The following is a 22250-nucleotide window of genomic DNA, read 5'->3' on the forward strand; positions in this document are numbered from 1 at the left end:
CAGGTTGAATCCGGCGGTTGCGATTTCCGCAGCGGACCCACCCGATGTGTAGTGCAGAGTAGCCATTTATATTCCTTATTCTTATTTTCTTAGCGCCCCGCGGTGCCCTGCCTACTCGACAGGTATATTAGCTACAAATCACATACCCACACGCATTGATAGAAATCTTGAGAATTTTCGGAACGGAACGGCCCCCTGCAAGCTGGATATCGTCGCGCTCAAACCGCGTGCTGCGGCCAGCGCTGCAAGGCTGCATAGCCAGCATCTGTAAGCGCATAGACGCCGCGCTCGGCCCGGGCGAACCATCCATAGACGTTGTCAAGCAGGATCTTGGCGGCGCGCGGTGAAATGGCTTTCAGATCGCGCGGCCGCTTCGGGCCATCGGTCATCGCAGCGGCGCAGGCCAGCGCATCTTGTCTGTAAGCGGTCATTATCGGCGCACGGGAGCCACCACCGAGCACAGGGTCGCCGCGCCGGCGCCGATGCTCGTCCACCAGGCGCGATCTTCGCCTCGGGTCTCGTCGGGGTGGCAAGGCGGCCGGGCTGAGCAGCAATTCGACGTTGCCAGCGGCGCCGACCCCCAGAAGCCCGAAGCCAAGCCGCCGGCAGAGTGCGCGGAACCGGCGATCGTGCTCGCGGCCTTTGCCTCGGCTCGACATCCGCGCCGCAAGCCAGACCTCGTCGCATGACGCGGCACGATCGACACCTTGAAGTATGAGCTCGAGGTTGAACTGCAGCTTCAACTCGCAGATGACGACCACGGGCGGCTCGCCGTCACGCACGCCCACGACATCGCAGCCACCAATTTCGCCTTTGACGGTGAATTCCAGGCTCTCGAGAAACCGCTTCACCGGGATGTAAAGAGACGTTTCCTGCATGCCTGTGGCATAGCCGATTCGTGGCTGGGTGGCACCGAACCTCTTAGCCATTATCAATAGTCACCCTGCGGCCTTTGTAGAAACAATTCCAAAAATTGACATCGACACAAGAATTTGTAACTTCTCTATCATCGGCTGAATACGGGAAGGGAGAGGTTCGGTGTCGATCCGCGAAGAGTTGGCGCATACCACCCTGGCCCTCACATCCGCCGAATCCAAGATCGTGCAGGTCCTGCTTGCCGACTATCCGATGTCCGGCCTCGGGACTGCCTCGCGGCTGGCAAAGGCAGCGGGCGTCAGCGACCCGACGGTCATGCGCCTCATGGTCAAGCTCGGCTATGGCGGCTTTGCCGCCTTCCAGGCCAAGCTTCTGGCGGAAATCGAATCCCGCCTGCATTCTCCTCTGCTGATGATGGAGGCGAAGCGGCCTGCCAATTCGAGCGAAGGCACTGTCAGCGACTACTTCCATTCGGTTTCCGACAGCCTGGAGCGGACGCGCACGGCGGTTCCCTCGCAGAGCTATGGCCGCGCCGCCAGGATGCTGCTCGACTGCAAAGGCCAGGTCGTGCTGCTCGGCGGACGCTTCAGCCGCCACATCGCCTCGATGCTCGCCGGTTATCTCGTGCAGTTCCGTCCCAGCGTGCACGACATCGGCGCTCTGGCGTCGACAGATTTCGACCTGCTGATCGATCTCGGCAAGCGCGACCTGCTCGTCGTTTTCGACTATCGCCGCTACCAATCGGACGTGGTGAACTTCGCCCGCCAGGCGCGCGAGCGAGGCGTGGGCATCCTGCTTTTCACCGATCCATGGCTGTCGCCGATCTCCGAACACGCCGATCTGACGCTGATCGCGGCGATAGAGGCCAACTCGCCGTTCGACACGCTGGCCACCGCCGTCGTCCAGATGGAAACCGTATTTGCTCACGCGCTGGAGAGCGAAGGCCAGACGGTACGCAAGCGCATCGAGGACATCGAAGGGATCCGCCGCGCCAACGGCGTGACGCTCGACGCCTCGGATTTCGTCGATCCCGGCGGCCGCAGCGCAGCCGCCGGCGATCCGGCAAAGTGGGCGGCACCATTCGTCAGGGGCAAACCCAAATCGACGTAACCGGCCCGACATGGTCGGCGCAGGAGGAGCGGCCGAGCCACCCCGCAACACCAAGCAACACCAAAGAGACAATCACGAACGCCGCAGAGGCACGAAAGGACATCGACATGCTGGACAGGGATGCGGCCGTCGCCGCTGCGCAAGCCGAGATCGACAAGGATCGCGACTGGGTGATCGGGCTGACCAGCGACATGGTGCGGATTCCTTCGGTGAATCCCAAATTCGAGGCCAAACAAGGCCTGAACCGCGAGGCCGACGTGCAGGCGCTGCTGGAGCCGATCCTCAAGGCGGACGGTTTCGCGACCGAACAATGGGACGCCTTGCCGGGTCGGCCCAATCTGGTCGGCGAATGGGCCGGCGACGAGGAACGCAGCCTGATCCTGTGCGGCCATATCGATGTCGTGCCGGTCGGCGAAATGAAAAACTGGTCGGTCGATCCGTTTGGCGGCGACATTACCAACGGGCGCCTCTACGGCCGCGGCGCTGTCGACATGAAGGGCGGTGTCGCCGCCTGCATCGCGGCGGCGCACGCCATCCGCAAGGCCGGCATCAAGCTGCAGGGCCGGCTGGCGATCCACACTGTGGTCGACGAGGAGGCCGGCGGCTTCGGCGCCATGGACGCGGTCGCCAGGGGCAAGCTCGCCAAGGCGGTGCTGGTCGCCGAACCAACCTGGGGCGATGTCCTGCCGGTCGAGGGCGGGCTCGAATGGGCGCGGGTGACGATACGCGGCCGCAACGCGCATTCGGCGCTGCGCTACAATGAGATCTATCCGCAGCGCCACGACAAGGACCGGCTGGAACCCGGCGTCAACGCCATCGAGCTCGCGGCGCGCTTCATCGCCGCCGTGCGCCAATACGAGCTCGACCGCACGCGGGCCGGATCGCATCCGCTGCTGCCGCTCGGCATGAACACGATCAACATCGGCGTGATGCATGGCGGCACCGGTCTTGGCGAGAACGGCTTGCCGACGGTGATGACCAATCCGGCGATCATCCCTGATGTCGCGGTCCTCGATCTCGATATGAAATTCCTGCCCGACGAGAACTCGGCCGATTATCGCCGCGATTTCGAAACGTTCGTGCATCATTTCGCCGCCACCGACGCCTGGCTGCGCGACAACCCGCCAACCATCCAGTGGGAACTGGGCGGCCTTTATTTTCCGCCGATGAACACCGCGCCGGATCATCCGCTGGTCAGGTCGCTCGTCGCCAATAAGGCACGCATCGGCAAGACGCCTGAGGTGAAGGGCTTCGTCGCTGTCTGCGACGCCGCGCACTATGCCGGCGCCGGCGTCGACGGCGTCATCTTCGGTCCGTCCGGCGACGGTTTTCATGGCGCTGACGAATATGTCGAGATCGATTCGGTGGTGGAGACCGCCAAGGTCATCGCCGCTTCCGTCATCGACTGGTGCGGCGTCCGCTGATTTCGGCTGACTTAGGCCGGGCGCTTGATGCGACCGGCCACCACCGTCCAGGCAGCGCGGATCATGCCGACGAGGCCGCTTGGATAGACCAGCATGATCACGATGATGAGCAGCGCCGAGATCATCAGCCGCCACGCGCCGAAATCGGCCATTGCCTCGGAAAAGACGGTGAGCACGAAAGACGCGATGATGGCGCCATAGATCGTGCTTGTCCCGCCGAGAAGCACCATCGACAGGATGATGGTCGCCAGGCTCATGCCGAACACGTCGATCGAGGCGTTGCGCTGGTAGGCGGCGTAGAAGGCGCCGGCAATCCCGGTGAAGAAGGCGCTTGCCGCCAGCGTTACCATGCGCTGCCTCACCAGCGAGACGCCGCGGCTGATGGCGTATTCCTCATTGTCGCGCAGAGCCACGATGCTGGCGCCGGCGCGAGAGCGCACGAACAGCCGCAGGAACAGCGTGCTGAGGACCAGAAGTGTCAGCGCAATGTAAAAATAGGCGAGCTTGCCGTCGCGGACCATGTTGTGGTCGAAAAGATAGAGGCCGGGCACCCGCACCAGACCTTGCGTGCCGCCCGTCAGTTCCGACTGGCTGATGATGACCTGCATGACGAGCTGTGCGAAGCCGAAGGTCACCAGGATGATATAGATGCCCTTGAGCCGCAGGATCGGAATGGTCACCAGCACGGCCGCCAAGGTGGCGATGGCGCCACTCGCCAAAAGCGCGATCCACGGATCGACGCCTGCCAGCTTGGCAAGCAGGCTGTAGGCATAGACGCCGATGCCGAACAGCGCCAGATGGCCGAAATTGAAGACGCCGCCATAGCCGAGGCTGAGGTCCCAGTTCGAGGCGACGATGGCGTAGATGAAGATCATGATCAGCACATGCCGGCTGTAGCTGTCGCCGAAGACGAGTGGCAGCAGGGCAAGCAGCACGAAGCCAGCCACGAAGCCGATCGCCTCGCGGTTCCAGACGACGCGGCCGGGAGCAGACGGGATGGCGATGTCGAGAAGGGTCATGCGAGCCCCCTGGAGGGGCTGGCGAAAATACCCTCGGGGCGCACCATGAGCGTCGCGATAAGCACGAGGAAAAGCAGTGCGGGCGTCCAGTAAAGGCCGAAATAGTAGTTGCTCGCCGCCTCGAAGAACCCGATCAGGTAGGCAGCGAAGATCGGTCCCGAAATGCTTGAAATACCACCGAAAACCACCACGATCAGCGCTTTGAGCAACGGGTCTGCGCCCATCGACGGGTTCATGAAGCGGTAGCCGCCCATGAAGATCCCGGCCAGCCCCGCCAGCGACGCGGCGATGGCGAAGGCAAGACCGTAAAGCGCCGTGACGTTGAGGCCGACGAGTTGGCTCGCATCCTCGTTCTGCGCGACGGCCCTCAGCGCAAGGCCGAGCCGCGTCCGGTTGAGGAACGACCACAAGGCTGCGAGGATCAGCGGCGTGATGACGATGATCGCGATCTGGTGCAGCGACACGCCGACACCGGCGACGGTGGTGTTGCCCTCGATCAGGCTCGGCAGCTGCTTGGAGCGCGGCCCCCAGACCGTCAGCGCACCGTTTTCCATCAGCGAGCCGGCGGCCAGCGTTGTGATGACGACGACCAGCACGATGTTGGGACGACCGATCAGTGGCCGCACCACCGAGGCCTGCAGGATCCAGCCCGCGCCGGCCATGACGATGACGGCGAGCGGAAAGGCGATCACCACCGGCAGGCCGAAGGCGACAAGCTGCCAGGCGAAATAGGCGCCCAGCATCATGAACACGCCATGGCTGAAGTTGAACACGCCGATCGTCGTCCAGACGAGCGCCAGCCCGACCGCCATCATGGCGTAGAGCGAGCCCTGGAACAGGCCGCCGAAGAAGATATCCGAAAAGACGCTCATGCCCGAACCCTGTCCAATCCTGCCTTCAATGTCCGAAATACATCGCCATGATTTCGCTGTGCTCGATGCTCTCACCCGGCCGGATCTCGGTCTTGACCGCTCCGTGATCGACAAGAAAGAGCTGGCGACTGAGTTCGAGCAGGAACTCGATATCCTGCTCGACGACGACGAGCGGCACGCCGCCCTTCGAAATATCCATGACGGCGGTGCAGAGTTCGTCCTTGATCTTCGGCGCAAGCCCAAGCGTTGGCTCGTCCAGGATCAGCAGACGCGGATGGCTCATCAGCGCCGTGCCGATCGACACCATCTGGCGCTCGCCGCCGGAAAGCGTGCGCACCCTTTGCCGCCAGCGTTCGGCCAGCTTCGGGAACAGCTTCACCACCTTTTCGCGGTTCTCGGCCTCGTGCGGCCGTGCGCGCGGCGAATAGGCGCCAAGCGCCATGCAGTCGCCGATCGTCAGGTCGGGAAACAGCTTGTTGCCCTGCGGCACATGGATGAGACCGGTGGCGACGATGGCGCGCGCGCTCAAGCCGGTAATATCCTTGCCGTCGAAGACGATGCGGCCGCGTTTCGGCGCGACTAGGCCGGAAATCGTCCTCAGCAGCGTCGTCTTGCCGTGACCGTTCGGCCCGAACAGCCCGACATTGCCGAACCGGCCCGCCTCGAGCGTGATATCATGCAGAACGGTCACGCGGCCATAGCCTGATGTAACCGCCTCGATGCTCAGGATCGGGCTCTCGCTCACGCCGCCGATCTCCTTGTCCCGAGATAGGCTTCCACCACGCGCTGGTCGGCGATCACGCTCTTGGGCTCGCCCGCGGCGAGCACGCGGCCCTGGTTCAGCACCAGAAGATGTTGCGACAGGCTCATCAGGAAGGTCAGCACATGCTCGATCAGCACCACGGTGATACCGCGCGCCGCTGTCCGCCTGATCAATCCGATCGACGTCTCGATCTCGGGCTTGGTCAGGCTCGATGCCGGCTCGTCGAGCAAAAGCATGCGTGGTTCCGTGGCGATTGCCGTTGCGAGCATCAGGCACTTGCGGTCGAACACCGACAATTCGCCGGCAAGCCGTCCAAACGTAGCCGACGAAAGACCGACGAACTCCAGCGCCTCGGCGGCGCGGATCCGCGCCTCAACCACCCCTCGCCCGGGCTTGCCGTAGCTCGCGCCGATCAGCGCGTTCTCGAACACGGTCAGCCCGTCGAAGCTGGTCTCGCGCTGGAAGGTCCTGAGAAGGCCGAGCTGTGCAATGGCGTTGCCTGTTTTGCCCTGGATCTCCATTCCGTCAAACCGTATCCGGCCCTTGTCGGGGCCGAACGGAATGCCGGTGATGACGTTGAACAGCGTGCTCTTGCCGCTGCCGTTCGGTCCGGCGACGCCGAAGATTTCCCCGGCCTCGACGGCGAACGACACGTCGTCGACCGCCTTGAGCGAACCGAACGCTTTCGATACGCCCTCGACTTCAAGCAGCGGCATGCCGCTATTTCATCCAGGGCTGCGGCTTGAACTCGCCGGTCGCGTATTTGGCGGGAGAGATCAGGGTGCGGTTGCCGTCCCATATCTGGAAAAAGGTGATCGGAATGTAGTCGTCGCCCTGCATGGCAAGATGCGTCGCCGGATCGAATTTCAGGCTGCCCTCGGCGACCTGCTTGTCTGTCTCGGACAGCGCCTTCATGACCGCGGCATGGTCGCTTGGGTCGCCGGCCTTTTTCAGCGCATCGAAATAGACATTGACCATCTCGTAGAGGCCGACGCCATAGGTGCCGCTTTCAACGCCGTATTTGGCCTTGAACTTGCCCGCCACTTCGTCGGCGCGTGGGTTCTTCGGCGTCGTCAGCGCGCCGCCGAGCAGGTTATAGATCACGCCGTTCGACTTTTCCTTGGTCAGCTCGACGAATTCCGGAACACTCGGCGCATATTGCAGGAACACCAGGCTTTTGGTCGGCTGCTCCAGGAACTGGTTGAGGAACGAGGCCGAGTTGCCGGGCAGATAGTCGGTGTTGATGACCACGTCCGGCACGTCTTCACGCACCTTGGCCAGGATCGAACGCCAGTCGGTCACGTCACCGAAGGGCACGAGTTCGTCGACGGTGATGGTCCAGCCCTTCTCCTTGAAGGTCTTCTTCATGCCCTCGGAAATGGTCTTCGAATAGGCGTTGTCGGACGAGATGATGGCGACCTTCTTGGTCGGCAGCGTAATCTTGCCTTCGGCCGCCAGCTTCTCGACAAAAACCGTTACATCGGTGTTGTAGGCGTCGAACGACGGGGTCAGCGACCAGCAGCAGGCATATTTCTCCGGATCGGGCGCGATGATGTCCTTGGTCTGCTGCGATGTGGCGGCAAGCATGTAAGGCATCTCCGCCTCGGCCATGTTGTCGATCTCGAAATTGGTCAGGCTGGCATAGCCGGTCAGCATGAAGTGCACGTCCTGGTCGCCGAGCAGGCGCTCGACCGCGCTGGTGACGTTCGCCGCCGACTGGTCCTTGACGTCGCCCACGACCAGCTCGAACGTATGGCCGTCGACGCCGCCGGCGCTGTTTGCCTCGTCGATCGCCATCTGCGCGCCGCGCTGAAATTCCTGGCCGTCGGCTGCCGCCGGGCCGGTCAGCGGCGCCAGCAGGCCGATCTTGACGACGTCGGCGAATGCTGGCGCAGCGGCCAGCATCATGCCGAGCGACGTTCCGATCAGCATATGCCTGACATGGCGTTTCATCGACTTGGTCATCATTGATCCTGTTCCCCTGTTATTATCGTGGCGATGGTTGGATGATTGACAAATTATGCACAGACGGGTCAATTTGAAAAGATATTTTCATGCACGCGCGAACAAATTTGACTGTTAAGCAGTCCGCGGGAACTGCAGCGGCCAGGCGAATCGAGGCACGAGCGAAAATCGAGACAGGAGACAGTGCGAATGGAGAGGGCGCGAATGGAGACCACGATCAAGACGATCGAAACCAGTCACGGCACGCTGGCCGTGCGCGAAAGCGCCGGTACCGGCATGCCGGTGCTGATGATCCACGGCAATTCGTCGTCGGGCGCCGTCTTCCGCAATCAGTTCGACGGCAGGATTGGTGCGGCCTACCATCTGATCGCGGTCGACCTTCCGGGGCATGGCGAGTCCTGCGACGCGGTCGATCCGGAGCGCAGCTATTCGATGCCGGGTTACGCCGACGCGATGACCGAGGTGTTGAACCGGCTTGGCATCGAACAAGCAGCGGTCTTCGGCTGGTCGCTGGGCGGTCATATCGGGCTGGAGATGATCGACCGCTATCCCGGCATGCTCGGCCTGATGATCACAGGCACGCCGCCGATCGCCGCCGCGGATTTAGGCAAGGGCTTCAAGACCAGCCCGCATATGAACCTTGCGGGTCAGGAGGTCTTCACCGAAGAGGACATCGACGCCTATGCGCACTCGACCTGCGGCGAGCCTTATGACCAGTTGCTCCGCAATGCCGTCACGCGCACCGATGGCCGCGCGCGCAGACTGATGCTCGGCAAATTCGCGGCGGGCGAAGGAAAGGACCAAAGCCAGATAATTCTCGGCAAAACGCCACCGATCGCGGTCCTCAACGGCGCCGACGAACCGTTCGTCAACACCGACTTCGTCGATACGATCCCGTTCTCCAATCTCTGGGAAGGCAAGAAACACCTGATCAGCAATTCCGGCCACGCGCCGTTCTGGGATTCGCCGGACCGGTTCGACCCGATCTTCGATCGCTTCCTCAAAAGCCTCGAGCCCGGCTGGCGCTAAACCCTGAGCCCCTTTGCCTCGCCAGGACGTTTGCCTGGAACCATCATATCTCTGGCCAGGAGGCGGCTCACCCGGCAGAAAGTCAGGAATGCCCGGCAGGCCTCCTCGGTCTCGACCAGGTCGACCGTGGCGCCGAAGCATGCATTGAACGCAGCCTGATAGACCGGGCCTTGCCGGCGAACCGGCCAAGCCTGCAGGAAATCCAACGCCTGTTCGACGCTGTAGATTTCCTCGATAGGCAGGCCGGGTGCGGGCATGATGCGTACCGGCACCTTGAATTGCAATCTATCCATTCATTGTCTCCCGACATCGCCGCAGCAACGCCGTTCGTCGCGAAAGGTTGCTCGACCGGCTCTCGCCTTGGGCTCGACGCCTCGGAAGTGGCTAACGAGGAGGTCACCTCGTGACCGCCAACTTCGATCGGAGCCCTGTGAAGGATGGGCTGAAACCTGAAATAAAAAACCCGCCTCAGCGGCGGGTAACTGGCGCACATCAGCACCGTGCCTAAATCAATAGCATAACTGCCGTCACAAAGCAACGGATTCGCGAACTCGCGGAGCGCGCAAGGATTGACGTGCGAACCCTGGTCGAACGACCCTCACCGAATAGCATCACCGCTGACCGGTGACGGCGCATCAGAGCGAAAAGGCTTTCGCTCTCAGGCGAACAAAAAGTCATCCGCCGTCAGCACGTTCGAAAAATTTTCGAGAGTAACTTGATCGACCCCCGCGGTAATGATGGTGCTGGTTCCACTTTGGACAATAGCGAGATCATTGAACGATTGCACGCCCTCCACACCACTAAACATGATACTATCGCCTTGGTCCTGGCTGAAGTCGTAAATGGTATTTTGGGTTCCGACCGTCATTACACCATCGTCCTCGAATATGAACAGATCTTGGCCACCCTCTGCCAAGTCGCTCAGTTGCCCATCACCCCACATGTCATTGATGACCGTGCAGCCGGCTGCCGCGCTCCCCGCGGACAGGACATCGTTGCCGCCCGTGGCCGAACCGGACATTTGTAAAGCGTCACCGCATAAGAAGTTACTGACTTGGCCGCTTTCGCTGTTCTGGCCCCCGGTAAGAATGTCGTTGCCGCCCGTGGCGGACCCGGACATAGCGAATGCGTCGCCGTACAACTCGTTTTGAGTGTCAGGAAAGAAGCTCTTATTGCCGCCGGTTAGGTCATCATTGCCGCCCACAGCGCTGCCGAGCATCGTAACAGCGTCGCCATAGCCCAGATTATGGGTGCCTTGCAGCACGGCCACGTCATCGCCGCCGCGAGCATCGTCGGACATGTTGGCGCCCGCGTCGCCGTAGAACGTTACCTGAGACCCACCCACGCTCGTGAAGGTGTCGTTGCCGCCCTCGGCGAAACCGGAAAGATCGCCGCCCGCATCGCCATAGAGAGTTTTGCTCCCGAGATCCCCAAACGTGTCTGTGTAATAGTCGTCGCCGCCCAGCGCATGGCCAGACATGTTGCCGCCAGCGTCGCCGAAGAAAGTGTTGACGGAAAAGGAGCGGCCCGTAAAGGTATCGTTGCCACCCCTACTGTCGTCCGACATGTCGCCGCCGGCATCGCCGTAGAAAGTGTTGAATGAATCGCTCTTGCCCGTGAAGCTATCGTCGCCGCCCAGCGCTTTGCCGGACATGTTGCTACCGGCGTCACCGTAGAAAATGTTATTGGCTTCTGTCGAGCCCTCGAACGTGTCGTTGCCGCCCTTGCTGCGATCGGACATCTCGCCGCCTGCATCACCGTAGAAGGTGTGGTCGGCTCCTTGTCGAGTGCTGGTCACGAAAGCGTCGTCGCCGCCTTGGGCAAAGCCGAACATATTGCCGCCGGCGTCACCGTAGAACGTGTTGTCTACCCGCCTACCCTCTTCACTGCTGAAGGTGTCGTTGCCGCCTTTGCTGTGGTCCGACATATCGCCGCCGGCGTCACCGTAAAAAGTATTGAAGGAGTCGCCCTGGGCGCTAAAACTGTCGTCGCCGCCCTGGGCATGACCGAACATGTTGCCGCCGACGTCACCGTAGAAAATGTAGGTGCCTAGCGAGGCGCCCGTGAAAATGTCGCTGCCACCCTTGCTGTGGTCCGAGATATCGTCGACGGCATCACCGTAAGCAGTGGTGGTGGTGGAGATTGGCAACGCCGTGAAGGTGTCGTTGCCGCCCTTGGAAAAATCGAGCATGCTGCCGCCAGCATCGCCGATTAAGATAGCTGTAGCGAAGTCGCTACTAAGGATGTCATCGGTGCCTCGTTGATGATCCACTAGATCGCCGGGAGTAAAAGGAACGCGTTTAGCCATCGTACGCTCTCCTGTTAAGCCTACCCGACCCATCACAGTCCTAAGCTGCTGGGCTAGAGCGAGCAATAATCACGGAGGACTAGTTCGGCTCTTTACCGTGCGACGGACGAGCTATTCTTCGCGAAACGCCTTGCCAAAAGAATCCAGGAAAGGCCGCAGGAGATAATTCAGAAAGGTCCGGTCGCCGGTTCCGATGAAGGTTTCAACAGGCATTCCGGGATAAATCTGTTCTCGCTTGATCTCCATCGGAAGCTCCTCGTCTATCTTCATTCTTGTCGCATAGAACGATTGGCCGGTCTTGTCGTCGACGATGCGGTCGGCTGATATGTAGATGACTTTTCCACGCACTCGCGGCGTAATGCGTGCATTCAGCGCGCTCAGCATCATATGCGCTTCCTGCCCCAGCCTGATCGAGTCGATATCCTGCAAAGAGATGCGTGCCTCGATAACCAACTCATCGGTGGTCGGCAGCAGTTCCATTACGACTTCACCGGGCCGGATAACCCCATCCTCGAAATTATATGACGAGTGAACCACGATGCCGTCGGTCGGGGCCTTCACAATCGTCCGTTGAAGGATGGATTGGGCAGCGTTGATCTGTTCTTGGAGGTCGGCCAGTGATGAGCGGACCGTATTCAGTTCGCCGACGGCCTCCTCCACTCGCGATGTTGTTAGTCTCTCGATTTGTTGACTGGCCTCCGCAAGTTGCGTCGCAGTTCCAGCGATCTGCGATTCTATCGCTCCAGCCTGGCCGACAAGCGAAGCACTGGTTCGCAAGAGTTCGGTATACTCGCTGCGGTTTGTCAGGCCTTTCTCAAGCAATTGCTTCTTGCGCTCGGCTTCTTCTCGCACGATTGTCAACTGTTCTTCTGAAGCTTTCTTTTGTGCCCGAAGCCCGGTGACGGATTCCTTTAAAGTTTCGATCCGCTGCCGCAGAATTTCCTGCTCGGCATGATAGCGCGCCAGACGTGCCTCAAATTCCTTTCGTTGCTGGGCGATAACATCCTGGACGTCGAGCCCACCCGAGGGGCGCTCCAGGTCAGGAGGCATGTCGATTTCGAACAGTCCGTCGCGCTCAGCTTCAAGCCTCGCTGCTTTGGCTCTCTGGGATATCAACTGTTTGACAAGACGGTTGACCTGCGTCTCAGCCGCTGTTGCGTCGATAACGAAAAGCGGGTCTCCCTTCTTGACCCTGTCGCCTTCCTTAAAGTGGATTTTTCGTATGACTCCGCCTTCGAGATGCTGGATCATGATGTTCTTGCCGGCAGCGGCAACAACACCTGGCGCAATTGCCGCGCCGGCTATCGGCACGGTGGCTGCCCACACGCCAAATCCACCAATGAGGGCTGCTATCGCTGAGTAGCCGGCAATGGCGATCTTCCCAGTTCGCGTGGGAATTTTTCTATGCCAGCGGAAATTCTCAGCTTCGTTTTGCATACATGTCCTTTGGACAGCCGAGCCCAAACGCCCTGGGCTCAGTTCTCCAGGCGAGGCGGTATCGCTTGATCCAGCAAGCCTCGGCCTTCGTTCGCGGTTCCAACAAGGGATTTTGCAGTCGCAGACTGTGTCATGGGTTTGTTTTGTCCTTGAGCCAATCGGTGCAACACATCCTGGGCCGGGCCGTACAGCTCGATCTGTCCATCTCGAAGCATTAGGATCCGGTCGCATTTCGCAGCAAGCGACGGGCGATGCGTGATGAGCAGAACTGTTCTTTTATCTGAACGGGCATTAAGGATCGCTCGCTCGAGGGCAGCTTCACCTTCTGCGTCCAGATTTGCGCTTGGTTCGTCGAGCACAAGAATTCTGGGGTCGCCGAAAAACGCGCGGGCTAGCCCGATGCGTTGTCTTTCTCCGCCAGAGAGCCTCACTCCCATCGGGCCGATTACCGTTGCGTAGCCGCGGGGAAGACCGAGCACCAGTTGGTGCACGTGAGCGCGTTCTGCAGCTGCTATAATCTCCTGGTCGAACGGATCAGCTTCAAATCGTGAAATATTCTGCGCGACCGTTCCGGGAAAAAGTTCCACATCCTGCGACAGATATCCGAAATGCTTACCGAGTTGATCCGACCGCCAGTTCTGGATGTCGGCGCCGTCTATCCGCACGACGCCAGAGCGAGGCTTGACAGCGCCGACTATCAATCTTGCAAGCGTCGACTTGCCAGCCTGGCTGGGTCCGATGATGGCAACGCACTCGCCGGCGTTAACAGAAAAACTCAACCGCTTGATCAGTGGAAGATCGCCAGGGTCGGTGTTGGGCAGGAAGTAGACGACCTGGTCGAGTGTCAGCCCGCCGACCGGCGGGGGCAGTTCCACATCGGCGTGCCTTTCGCTGAAAACCTGCTTTTGCAACGCGGTGACTCTTTTCCAGGCCTGGCCCGTTTCAGCGATTTGCCGCCAGCTGCCGACGATCTGGTCGATGGGTTGCAGTACACGCCCCGAGATGATCGAAGCCGCGAACATCATTCCCGCCGTCATTTCGTCAGCCAGGACGAGATAGGCGCCTACGGCAAGCGCGGCCAGTTGCAGCAGGATGCGGATTGTCCGTGACAGGCCGCCATAGAACGCATTGTTTCGTGCGACTTTGTCTGACGCGCGGAGCGACTGTGCAAAGCGATCGCCCCAGAACTCGATAATGCTGGAAACCATCCCAAGCGCGCGCACGGTTTCGAAATTACGCGCAAAAGTCTGTGCGGCATTCATCGTGGCGGCGAGCGTGTCGCCGGCCTCCCTGCCGCTTCGGCTTGTAACCGCCTGATTGAGCAGCGCGATGATAACCATGATGACCACACCAACAAGCGTGATCGCAAACAGTAATGGGTGAACAAAGTAGAGGAGAACCAGGAAAAGCGGTCCGAAAGGCAAATCGAAGAGGAAGAACAATGAGCGCGAGGCAACGAAACTGCGGATTGTCGCTAGGTCGCGCAACGGTTGGACGTCGCCGAAGCCGGCTCCCGGACCATTCATCGCTGCGAGAAAAGCCGCAGATCCCAATCGAGCGTCAAAGCGTGCAGCCAGCCGATTTGCATAAAGCGAGCGGACTACTTCCAAAATCCCAAGGACCGCAAGCCCAGTGACCGAAAACAGCGACAGATAAATGAGAGTGTTCATGCTCGACGACGGCAGAACCCGATCATAAATCTGTAAGAGATAAAGCGGAGGTACGAGCAGCAACACATTGACGGCAGCGGAAAACACCCCGATCTCGAACAGGCTTTTCGACAAAGGCAGCCTGCCGTTCGAAGTCGACATTCCCATCCCTCCCGAAGTAACGCTCGTCTCCCGACCACCGAAATCTATATCATGATGACCTAATGTATCGCATCGCGCCAGAGCGCTGTCCGAGCGGGCTCCTTCTCATCCAATCGCGCACCCCCGAAATCGAGGTCCTGAGTGTCATAGGCAATCGAAGTCGATGCGGGCTTTGCCGCGGTCGCCAAGGCCGCGGGGCTCGGGGACGACTTTGATCCGTTCGGCAACCAGATGAATTTCGTGCGAGGCGGCATGCGTTCGGGGACGTTGGCGTCACCGCCTATGCTCGCAACACACCAGACTCATGCCTGTTGTCCACCGGCATCCGGCGAGGTCATTCGCAGGGATTAAGGAACATTCCACCCTTGGCGAAGTTGGGAACGAAGGCCCGCTTTTAAGGTGCCAGATAATTTGATGCCGGCGGGCTTTTGGGAGGAAGCCATGATCCGTGCTACGCCTTCACTTCATGTTTCGCGCCGCCGCGCATTGCAATTTGGCCTGGGAGCCACACTCGCTACGACCACCGGCTTTACCCCCGTTTCCCGCGCCTATGCGCAGGACGACGTTAAAGACGAAGACATTTTCCGGTTCGCCCTCAATCTGGAATACATGGAAGCCGAATATTATTTGCGCGGCACCACCGGAAAAGGCATCGATGACTCCGATGCTGGCCCCAAGGCCGGCGCTGTCGTCGGTGGCAAACAGGTTTCCTTTGACACGCCTGCCATCGGTCAATTCATGCAGGAAGTCGCGGAAAACGAACTTGCTCACGTCAGGTTCTACCGCAAGACGCTTGGAAGCGAAGCCGTAGACCGGCCGGCAATCGATTTCGATGCAGGCTTTGCTGCGGTCGCGAAGGCCGCGGGACTCGGGGACGACTTTGATCCGTTCGGTAACCAGATGAATTTCGTGCTAGGCGGGATGCTGTTCGAGGACGTTGGCGTCACTGCCTATGCTGGCGCCGCGACCGTCCTGAAGAACAAGGACTTCGTGGCGGCTGCCGCCGGCATTCTGGCCGTCGAGGCTTACCACATGGGAATGGCACGATCGTCGCTTTACCGAATGGGCGAGGATGCCTGGAAGGCCGCCAACGCCGTTTCCGACGCACGTGACAAGATTGACGGATCGGAAGACAAGGACCAAGGCATCCGAATGGATGACAAGACCAATATCGTTCCATCGACGCCAGATGCGATCGCCTTCACGAGAACGCCGCAAGAGGTGCTGCGGATCGTCTATCTGACCGATCAGGCCGGCGTGAGCAAAGGCGGCTTTTACCCGAACGGCATGAACGGAACGCTCAAAAGCACCTGAGCGGACTGCGAACGAGAAGCTTGATGCGGACGGATGCACGGCTGCGCCTGCAGCCCACGTCCAATCTGGTGCGAACGAAGTAGCGCACAGCGCAAGATGAATTTGAGCGCTACTCGGCTGGGCATCTTTGCACGGGCTTAACGCACAAGACGGTGTTAGGCCGGAATTTCGCCGGCTTGTGCCCGTGATCGGCAGTTCGTCCTTGAACCTGACGCCATCAGGTGCCAAATCTGGGAAGATTTTCGCGCGGGCTCATTAGAAGCCCCCTCTCCCGGCAAGACGGACAAGAATGGTCACCTATCTCGACGCCGCCACGGCACCGCTCAGAAACACCGGCCAGGTCCGCCTCTATGGCGAAGAGGGCTTTGCCGGCATGCGCAAGGCCTGCGATCTTACCGCGCGCTGCCTCGACGAACTGGTGCCGATGGTCGCGCCCGGCGTCACCACTGAAGCCCTCGACCGCTTCGTCTTCGAGTTCGGCATGGATCACGGGGCATTGCCGGCGACGCTCAACTATCGCGGCTATACGAAGTCGTCCTGCACCTCGATCAACCACGTCGTCTGCCATGGCATTCCCGACAACAAACCGTTGAAGGACGGCGACATCGTCAACATCGACGTCACCTACATCCTCGACGGCTGGCACGGCGATTCCTCGCGCATGTATCCGGTTGGCTCGATCAAGCGCGCCGCCGAGCGCCTGCTCGAGGTCACGCATGAATGCCTGATGCGCGGCATCGCCGCGATCAAGCCCGGCGCCCGCACCGGCGCCATCGGTGCCGCCATCCAGACCTATGCCGAAGGCGAGCGCTGCTCGGTGGTGCGCGATTTCTGCGGCCACGGCGTCGGCCAGCTCTTTCATGATGCGCCGAACATCCTGCACTACGGCAGCGCCAACGAGGGCGTCGAGATGCGGCCGGGCATGATCTTCACCGTCGAGCCGATGATCAATCTCGGCCGGCCGCATGTAAAAGTCCTGTCGGACGGCTGGACGGCGGTGACGCGCGACCGCTCGCTGTCGGCGCAGTACGAGCACACGATCGGCGTCACCGAGAGCGGATGTGAGATTTTCACGCTGTCGCCGAAAAAACTCGACCGCCCCGGCCTGCCGGCCTAGTGTTTCGCCCGGCGCCGGACCTTTCCGGTCGATGGGGTGCGGGCGGCTTATGGGGACAAAGAACGACGACGAGCGGAGTTTCTTCTCCGAAAACCATGTTCAGCCTTTGGCGAAAGCCAAGCCGGTCAAAAAACCGCATTATCTGGGTCATCGCGATCGCTTGCGCCAACGGTTCGCGGCCGCGGGTCCCGACGCGCTTCCCGACTACGAATTGCTGGAGCTCCTGCTCTTTCGCCTGATCCCCCGCTCCGACACCAAGCCCGTCGCCAAGGCGCTGCTGGCGCGCTTCGGCACGCTGGCCGAGGTGCTTGGCGCGCCCGTCGCGCGGCTTGAGGAGGTCAACGGCATCGGTCCGGCGGTGGCGCTCGACCTGAAGGTGGTTGCCGCAACCGCGCAGCGCATGGCTCGCGGCGAGATTGCCGGCCGCGAGCTATTGTCGACCTGGACGCAGGTCCTCGAATATTGCCGGTCGGTCATGGCCTTCGAGGAACGCGAGCAGTTCCGGATCCTGTTTCTCGACAAGAAGAACGCGCTGATCGCCGACGAGGTGCAGCAGGTCGGCACCGTCGATCACACGCCGGTCTACCCGCGCGAAGTGGTCAAGCGCGCGCTCGAACTCTCGGCCACGGCGATCATTCTGGCGCATAACCATCCCAGTGGCGACCCGACGCCGTCGCGCGCCGACATCGAGATGACCAAGCTGGTCATCGAGACGGCCAAACCGCTCGGCATTGCTGTCCACGATCACATCATCATCGGCAAGAAGGGCCACGCCAGCATGAAGGGCCTGCTGCTGATCTGACGCCCGATCTGAACATGCACCGGCATCTCGTCGAAAGCGTCCGGGTTGCGCTCAGACTACGGTGTCATGACACGCCAGACATCGAAGCGCGTGCCGCGAGAGCACGGCTTCCGACCACGATGGCGAGCGCGACGACGATCAGTATCGTCGCGACCGCGAACGTGATCCGCATACCGGCGGCAACGGCCTCTGGGCGCGCCGTCGTGATGTCGGTCGTCGCTGACGCAACCGCGAACACGGCGCCCATGACGGATGCGCCAGTAATGAGCCCGAGATTGCGCGACAAATTGAGCAAGCCGGAAATGACGCCCCGCTGGCCCGGGCGGATGTCTGACATGACAGCGGTGTTGTTGGCCGTTTGGAACAGCGCATAGCCTGATGTGATGATTGCGATCGGGGCGATGTAGCCAGGGAGCGTTGCCGGCATTATGGACAGAATGAAGCAACCGGCCGCTATCGCGACGAGCCCAATGGTGGTCATCCGCCCAGCGCCAAAACGGTCCGCTATGCGACCAGCTGGCACACCGGTCAGCGCGGCGACAAGCGGACCGACCGACATGACGATGCCAACAAGAGCAGCGTCGAGCCCGAGCGCACGAGACAGATAGAACGGCCCGACCACCAGCGTCGCCATCATCACCGTCGCAACGAGTGCACTCATGGCCAAGCTTGCACTTAGCATCGCGTTGCGGAACGCCGCCAGTCGGATCAAAGGCGACGCCACCCTCGCCTCCACAAGCACAAACAAGCCGGCTCCGAAAACGGCTGCCACCAATAGGGCCATGTTGAGCGGACCAAAATTGCCACGCCCGGTCGTCATCGCGAGCGCATAGGCGCCAAGCGCCAAGGCAAGCAGCAGCGTGCCCAAAACGTCGAAGTCGGCCCGATCCGTCTTCGGCCCCCGGCGATCAGCTGGCAGATAGCGGTACGCGAGAACAAAGGCCAAAAAACCCAGTGGCACGTTGACGAGGAAGATCGCCCGCCAACCGGCTCCGGCAATCAGAAAGCCGCCGAGCGATGGACCGAGAGCGGTACCGATCGCCGACATCGTTCCGAGCAGCCCCATGGCGCTGCCGGTCCTTGCCCTCGGAACCGTCTCACCGACAAAAGCCATGGTGAGGGTCATCATGATGGCCGCCCCCAAACCCTGCGCCGCTCGGGCCGTAATCACCAGCCAGAGCGTCGGCGCGACGCCGCACAGAACCGAGGCCACGGTGAACAGGAAAAGCCCGGCCAGCAGCAGCCGCCGGCGGCCGGTGAGGTCGCCGAGCCGTCCGACGCTGACGATCAGGGTGGTAATGGTGAGGAGATAAGCCAGCACGATCCACTGGACTTCCTGGAACGAGGCGTTGAACGCCTGCGCCAAGCTCGGCAAGGCGACATTGGCGATGCTGATGCCGAGCGAGGACAACAACATGGACAGCGAAAGGCTGACGAGCGCCCACCGAACCGAAGGTGCCCGTTCCGCATCTTCGGCGACTGCCCGTTCTGCATCAATTGGCTTCAACATGAACTCCGTTTTTCAGCGACTCCCGGAACGGAGCTGTCAGACACGTAGTCCTTTTGTTTGATATGACGAAAGGCGCATCATTTGCACTTATTCATTGCGTTTGACGCCATGTCAGATCATGCCAGCCATGCTACGATCCGTTTATGTCGCATCCCGATCTCAATCTGCTTGTCACCCTTGACGTGCTGCTGACGGAAGGCAGCGTGGCACGCGCCGCCAAGAGGCTGCGGCTGAGCCCATCGGCGATGAGCCGCGCACTGGCGCGATTGCGTGAGACGACGGGCGATCCGCTGTTGGTCAGGGCCGGACGCGGCCTCGTTCCCACACCTCGAGCCATCGAACTCCGCGAAAGCGTCGGTCAGCTTGTGCAGGAGGCCGAAGCCGTTCTGCGTCCTGTTGAGACGCTCGACCTCAAACGGCTTGTGCGAACCTTCACCCTTAGAAACAGGGATGGCTTCGTTGAGAATTTCGGGCCGGATCTCATCGCGCGCGTCCGTGAACAAGCACCGGGCGTGCGGCTGCGTTTTGCGCTGAAGCTGGACAAGGACAGCACGCCGCTACGGGACGGCAGCGTAGACCTGGAAACGGGCGTCGTCGGAAAGATCACGGGACCGGAGGTGCGCGCGCAAGCGCTGTTCCGTGATCGCTTCGTCGGCGTCGTGCGGGTGGGGCATCCACTATGCGAGGTCACGATTACCCCTGCCCGTTATGCAGCTGGCCGGCACATCCTCGTCTCCCGTCGCGGCCTCGACATGGGACCGATCGACGACGCCGTTGAGCCGTTAGGATTGAGACGGGAGATCGTGACGGTCGTCAGCGGTTTTTCGGAAGCTCTGGCTCTGGCGCGCGCCTCGGACCTGATCGCCAGCGTTCCCGAGCGCTATACGGGGAACCTGCGCGACGGGATGTTCTGTTTCCCTCTCCCGGTTCCCTTGCCGGAAATCACGGTTTCGCTTTTGTGGCACCCGCGGCTCGATGCCGATCCGGCGCACCGCTGGCTGCGCGGGTGCGTTCGAGACGTTTGCGCCGGAATAACTCACTGGATCTCTTAGCGGTCAAGGCGAGCGTTGCCGATCCGATCAAGGCAATTCCGCATTGCAGGTGTTGGCAATCTGGCCAACGGCCTCTTCAACCCCGGCAAGGTCGAAATCGGCCTCGCCTCGCCCCGACAGCAGCCCGAACCGCCAGGACAGCAGCAGCCGGTCCGCGGAAACCAGCCGCCTGATACCGTCGGCACCGTCCCGAACCAGCGTCCTGCGGCGCGGGCCGACCGACCAGCTTTCGTTGACCTTGCTGGCTTTGTCGACGGTCACCGACACGGTGACGGTCCGGCTGGCGGAGACGGCATCGTTCAACTGCAACCATTCGCTCCAGCGCGGTTCGCCATTCGCCCGGCAGGCAATGGTCAGGACCGGGCTGTAGCTCAAGGCGCCGCCGCCGGTGATGAGCTTGTTGGTGGCATGCAGCGAGGCCGTGACCAGACCACCGCTGCCGGTGTCGAACCGCCAATTGTCAAGAGCGCTGCTTGCCTGGGCGATGCCGCAGGCCGAGGCGAGGAGGAACGCTGCTACGACCGCGCCTCCGGTACCGACGAATAGCTTCAACGATGCCTCCAACAACCCTGCACTTTGCACCAACACAACCCAGATAATGATCAAGATCTCGTATCGCCAGCCGCCACCCGCTGCTTGGATGCGAATCTGTCGCTACCGCATCCGCACGAAAATCAGAATCGATTCTCGAACAGCCCGATGCGAGGAAAATAAGAGTTCAGAGTGTACTTTGTGCGTCCAAGTGGCCGCACGTCGCTCTAAGGTCACAACGAAAAAGGCGGCATTGAGGGCGTCCTTTCACAATTCGGCGGAATGCCGTGTTGTTCGGCGCTCGCAGCAGGTTTTTTCTTCGCCGCAGCCCTCTTCTTCTTAGCGTTATCCACATCATCGCCATTGCCTTTTCGGCTGGCCGGAAGACCGCACTAGAATTTCGACCGGAAATCGAGCTATGATGCACTTGGCATTTCCTGGGACGGCTTCGCGCCCTTGGAATGCCGGGAGGAAACGGGATATGGCCACCGCGCTTGTACTCGTTTTGGTAGTCGTGGGCTCGGTGTTGTTCCACTTCCTGAGCCCATGGTGGTGGACGCCGATTGCCTCGAACTGGGACTATATCGACAACACCATCATCATTACCTTCTGGATCACCGGCGTGGTCTTCGCCGCCGTCGTCCTATTCATGGCCTATTGCGTCTTCCGCTTCCGTCATCGGGAAGGCAATCAGGCCGCATACGAACCCGAGAACAGGCGGCTCGAATGGTGGCTGACGATCGCCACCGCAATCGGGGTCACGGCCATGCTGGTCCCTGGCCTGTTCGTCTGGAACCAGTTTGTCAGCGTCCCAAGCGACGCAACCGAAGTCGAAGTCGTCGGCCAGCAATGGCAGTGGAGCTTCCGCCTGCCCGGCAAGGACGGCAAGCTCGGCACGTCCGACACCCGCAACGTCACCGCTGAAAATCCGCTTGGCGTCATCGCCAGCGATCCCAATGGCCAGGACGATGTCGTGGTCGAAGCCGCCGATCTCCATCTGCCGGTCGGCAAGCCGGTCAAGATGCTGCTCCGCTCGATCGATGTGCTGCACGATTTCTACGTGCCGGAATTCCGCGCCAAGATGGACATGATCCCGGGCTCGGTCACCTATTTCTGGTTCACCCCGACCAAGACTGGCAGCTTCCAGGTCCTGTGCGCCGAACTTTGCGGGCAAGGGCATCCTTTGATGCATGGTGTAGTCATGGTCGACACGCAGGAAGATTATACGGCGTGGCTCGGCGAACAGCAGACTTTTGCGCAATTGTCGGCCCCCCAGCAGGTGGGCTCGGCAGAGTAGACGCCGGCAAAGA

Annotated in this window: 20 protein-coding genes and 1 pseudogene; 9 read left to right on the plus strand and 12 right to left on the minus strand. The window is 61.0% G+C overall.

Annotated features, from left to right (window positions below; translation table 11 throughout):
• Positions 1-218: 218 nt before the first annotated feature.
• Complete coding sequence (locus tag AC0L26_RS30020; RefSeq protein ID WP_473635858.1) at positions 219-878, minus strand: DUF2161 domain-containing phosphodiesterase; 660 nt, start codon at positions 876-878, stop codon at positions 219-221.
• Between the two features lie 160 nt (positions 879-1038).
• Here AC0L26_RS30020 and AC0L26_RS30025 point away from each other — a divergent pair, with 160 nt between their 5' ends.
• Together AC0L26_RS30025 and AC0L26_RS30030 are read left to right on the plus strand one after the other, a co-directional pair.
• Positions 1039-1986: a MurR/RpiR family transcriptional regulator gene (locus AC0L26_RS30025; RefSeq protein WP_473635813.1), complete on the plus strand. Its 948-nt coding sequence runs from the start codon at positions 1039-1041 to the stop codon at positions 1984-1986.
• Between the two features lie 107 nt (positions 1987-2093).
• The gene (locus AC0L26_RS30030; protein ID WP_473635814.1) at positions 2094-3410 is read left to right on the plus strand and encodes a M20 family metallopeptidase; all 1317 of its coding nucleotides are present in this window, start codon (positions 2094-2096) and stop codon (positions 3408-3410) included.
• Between the two features lie 11 nt (positions 3411-3421).
• Here the strand turns inward: AC0L26_RS30030 and AC0L26_RS30035 are convergent, their stop codons facing one another.
• From AC0L26_RS30035 to AC0L26_RS30055, 5 genes are read right to left on the minus strand one after another with little or no spacing between them, the layout of a single operon-like run.
• On the minus strand, positions 3422-4429 hold the full coding sequence (locus AC0L26_RS30035; protein ID WP_473635815.1) for a branched-chain amino acid ABC transporter permease: 1008 nt from the start codon (positions 4427-4429) through the stop codon (positions 3422-3424).
• Entirely contained in the window at positions 4426-5301 is an 876-nt protein-coding gene (locus AC0L26_RS30040; protein WP_473635816.1) for a branched-chain amino acid ABC transporter permease, read from the minus strand. The genes AC0L26_RS30035 and AC0L26_RS30040 overlap by 4 nt, the downstream gene beginning before the upstream one ends.
• A gap of 25 nt (positions 5302-5326) precedes the next feature.
• A complete protein-coding gene (locus tag AC0L26_RS30045; protein WP_473635817.1) occupies positions 5327-6046 on the minus strand; it encodes an ABC transporter ATP-binding protein in 720 nt (239 codons plus the stop codon).
• Complete coding sequence (locus tag AC0L26_RS30050) at positions 6043-6780, minus strand: ABC transporter ATP-binding protein (RefSeq protein WP_473635818.1); 738 nt, start codon at positions 6778-6780, stop codon at positions 6043-6045. The genes AC0L26_RS30045 and AC0L26_RS30050 overlap by 4 nt, the downstream gene beginning before the upstream one ends.
• Before the next feature lie 4 nt (positions 6781-6784).
• Positions 6785-8029: an ABC transporter substrate-binding protein gene (locus tag AC0L26_RS30055; RefSeq protein WP_473635819.1), complete on the minus strand. Its 1245-nt coding sequence runs from the start codon at positions 8027-8029 to the stop codon at positions 6785-6787.
• 204 nt (positions 8030-8233) lie between these two features.
• Between AC0L26_RS30055 and AC0L26_RS30060 the strand changes: the two genes are divergently transcribed.
• Entirely contained in the window at positions 8234-9058 is an 825-nt protein-coding gene (locus AC0L26_RS30060; protein WP_473635820.1) for an alpha/beta fold hydrolase, read from the plus strand.
• Here AC0L26_RS30060 and AC0L26_RS30065 read toward each other — a convergent pair.
• The 4 genes from AC0L26_RS30065 to AC0L26_RS30080 form a co-directional block, all read right to left on the minus strand.
• A complete protein-coding gene (locus AC0L26_RS30065) occupies positions 9055-9351 on the minus strand; it encodes a DUF982 domain-containing protein (protein ID WP_473635821.1) in 297 nt (98 codons plus the stop codon). The two genes, AC0L26_RS30060 and AC0L26_RS30065, sit on opposite strands and share 4 nt — an antisense overlap.
• 365 nt (positions 9352-9716) lie before the next feature.
• Positions 9717-11366 carry a hypothetical protein gene (locus AC0L26_RS30070; protein WP_473635822.1) on the minus strand — a complete coding sequence of 550 codons (1650 nt, stop codon included), beginning with the start codon at positions 11364-11366 and terminating at the stop codon, positions 9717-9719.
• A gap of 111 nt (positions 11367-11477) precedes the next feature.
• Entirely contained in the window at positions 11478-12803 is a 1326-nt protein-coding gene (locus AC0L26_RS30075; RefSeq protein WP_473635823.1) for an HlyD family type I secretion periplasmic adaptor subunit, read from the minus strand.
• A gap of 38 nt (positions 12804-12841) precedes the next feature.
• The gene (locus AC0L26_RS30080) at positions 12842-14614 is read right to left on the minus strand and encodes a type I secretion system permease/ATPase (protein ID WP_473635824.1); all 1773 of its coding nucleotides are present in this window, start codon (positions 14612-14614) and stop codon (positions 12842-12844) included.
• Positions 14615-14764: 150 nt separating this feature from the next.
• Here AC0L26_RS30080 and AC0L26_RS30085 point away from each other — a divergent pair.
• From AC0L26_RS30085 to radC, 4 genes and pseudogenes are all read left to right on the plus strand, one after another.
• Positions 14765-14901 (plus strand): annotated as a pseudogene (locus AC0L26_RS30085) (ferritin-like domain-containing protein); the annotation flags it as partial.
• Positions 14902-15055: 154 nt separating this feature from the next.
• The gene (locus AC0L26_RS30090) at positions 15056-15928 is read left to right on the plus strand and encodes a ferritin-like domain-containing protein (RefSeq protein ID WP_473635859.1); all 873 of its coding nucleotides are present in this window, start codon (positions 15056-15058) and stop codon (positions 15926-15928) included.
• Positions 15929-16217: 289 nt separating this feature from the next.
• The gene (map, locus tag AC0L26_RS30095; RefSeq protein WP_473635825.1) at positions 16218-17045 is read left to right on the plus strand and encodes a type I methionyl aminopeptidase; all 828 of its coding nucleotides are present in this window, start codon (positions 16218-16220) and stop codon (positions 17043-17045) included.
• Between the two features lie 49 nt (positions 17046-17094).
• Positions 17095-17847 carry a RadC family protein gene (gene radC, locus AC0L26_RS30100; protein ID WP_473635826.1) on the plus strand — a complete coding sequence of 251 codons (753 nt, stop codon included), beginning with the start codon at positions 17095-17097 and terminating at the stop codon, positions 17845-17847.
• Positions 17848-17911: 64 nt separating this feature from the next.
• Here the strand turns inward: radC and AC0L26_RS30105 are convergent, their stop codons facing one another.
• A complete protein-coding gene (locus AC0L26_RS30105) occupies positions 17912-19354 on the minus strand; it encodes an MFS transporter (protein ID WP_473635860.1) in 1443 nt (480 codons plus the stop codon).
• A gap of 146 nt (positions 19355-19500) precedes the next feature.
• Between AC0L26_RS30105 and AC0L26_RS30110 the strand changes: the two genes are divergently transcribed.
• Complete coding sequence (locus AC0L26_RS30110) at positions 19501-20409, plus strand: LysR family transcriptional regulator (RefSeq protein ID WP_473635827.1); 909 nt, start codon at positions 19501-19503, stop codon at positions 20407-20409.
• A gap of 27 nt (positions 20410-20436) precedes the next feature.
• On the opposite strand, the gene AC0L26_RS30115 is transcribed toward AC0L26_RS30110, so the two are convergent.
• The gene (locus AC0L26_RS30115; protein WP_473635828.1) at positions 20437-20961 is read right to left on the minus strand and encodes a hypothetical protein; all 525 of its coding nucleotides are present in this window, start codon (positions 20959-20961) and stop codon (positions 20437-20439) included.
• A gap of 460 nt (positions 20962-21421) precedes the next feature.
• Between AC0L26_RS30115 and coxB the strand changes: the two genes are divergently transcribed.
• Complete coding sequence (gene coxB / locus AC0L26_RS30120) at positions 21422-22237, plus strand: cytochrome c oxidase subunit II (protein WP_354491198.1); 816 nt, start codon at positions 21422-21424, stop codon at positions 22235-22237.
• The last annotated feature ends 13 nt before the right edge of the window (positions 22238-22250 follow it).

It is taken from the genome of Mesorhizobium sp. WSM4823 (assembly GCF_055811195.1).